Source organism: Bacteroidota bacterium (genome assembly GCA_034723125.1).
Classification (GTDB): domain Bacteria; phylum Bacteroidota; class Bacteroidia; order CAILMK01; family JAAYUY01; genus JAYEOP01.
The window spans coordinates 1-1,588 of sequence record JAYEOP010000571.1; the positions used below are offsets into that span (position 1 = coordinate 1).

At 29.0% G+C, this 1,588-nt stretch carries 1 protein-coding gene; it reads left to right on the forward strand.

Annotated elements, in window-relative coordinates:
* Positions 1-301 precede the first annotated feature (301 nt).
* Positions 302-1,570: a serpin family protein gene (locus tag U9R42_14500; protein MEA3497234.1), complete on the forward strand. Its 1,269-nt coding sequence runs from the start codon at positions 302-304 to the stop codon at positions 1,568-1,570.
* Positions 1,571-1,588 lie beyond the last annotated feature (18 nt).

The following is a 1,588-nucleotide window of genomic DNA, read 5'->3' on the forward strand; positions in this document are numbered from 1 at the left end:
TAGATTCTCCTCCGTAGCTTTAGCGAAGGAGGATTTAGTTATCTGTCTATTCGGAATTTGACTGCGAACTGCCGACTGTGGACTGTTTTTTACTGCTGACTGAAGACTGCCGACTGGTAATTTGTTTTTTCGTAACACATAACTCTAAGTACTTTAGGCACTTTAAGTACTCTAAGTACTTCTTTTTGTTTATTCGTCTTTTATAAAACTCACACTGCTGAATAGTGAAATTTTTGTTACTTTTGTAATGTGATTTATACCAATTGAATACTGTATTTTTAAAGAATCAAAAATTAAATATATGAAAGCAATATTAGTTTTTATTTTAATACTTACAATTTTTTCTTCTTGTAATAAAAAAATAAACCAAAACAGAAAAACACCAAATGTTAGTCCAAGTAATACACAGGCAACTATAGGTAATTCCGAATTTGTAAATTTAAAAGTTGCCCAAAACAATAATATTTTTGCCTTTGATCTTTTTAAAAAAGTAAAAGAAGAAAATAAAAATTTATTTTTCTCACCATATAGTATATCTGCTGCTTTAGCAATGACTTATGCAGGAGCACGAAATGAAACTGAAATGGAAATGAGTAAAACTTTAAAATTTAGTCTTGACAAAAATAATTTTCACCGAAGTTTTAAAATGATGTCGGATACTTTAGTGGAAAATGCTAAAACAAAAGGAGTGGAAATCAACATTGCAAATTCACTATGGGCTCAAAAAGATTATTCATTTCTTGATGAATATTATGATTTAACAAAAAAATATTACAATTCAGGATTCAAATATGTTGACTTTATTCATCAATCAGAGAAAGCCCGAAAAACAATTAATAAATGGGTTGAAAAAAAAACGGAAGAAATGATTCCTGATTTGTTAGCTGAAGGAACAATAACAGACGAGACAAGGTTAGTTTTGGTAAACGCAATATATTTTTATGGAATTTGGGATGAAGCATTCAAAAAAAAGCTAACAAAAAAATCAATATTTTATCTTACAAAAGAAAAAAATAAAGAAGTTGATTTTATGAACCTTTATCGAAAACAAATTCAATATTATGAAAACAATTTGATTCAAGCAATTGAATTGCCCTATGCAGGTAAAAATATTTCAATGATGATTTTGTTACCAAAGGAAAGAAATGGTATCCAAAAGCTTGAAAAATATTTGAGTAATTCAAACTATGAAAATTGGTCAAATTCTCTTGAGGAAAGAAAAGTTAATGTTTCCTTACCAAAATTTGAAATGGAATCCTCTTATGATTTAGCCAATATTTTGGGAGAACTTGGAATGCCCTTAGCCTTTACAGATATGGCTGATTTTTCGGGAATGACAGGGAAAAAAGATTTAAAAATAAGCAAAGTAATACACAAAGCGGTTATAGAAGTTAGCGAAAAAGGAACAGAAGCAGCAGCATCAACAGCAGTAACAATGATTGAAACAACTTCTTTAATATCTGAGAAAAAAGTTATTTTTAATGCCAATCATCCTTTTATCGTAATTATCAGAGACAAAAAAACAGAGGCAATATTGTTCTTGGGAAAAGTTTTTGATCCTGAAGCATAGCAAAGTAAATAAAAATGA

Bases quoted from the DNA above. Each gene is read 5' to 3' on its own strand.
- U9R42_14500 (MEA3497234.1), top strand. From the start codon at position 302: ATGAAAGCAATATTAGTTTTTATTTTAATACTTACAATTTTTTCTTCT.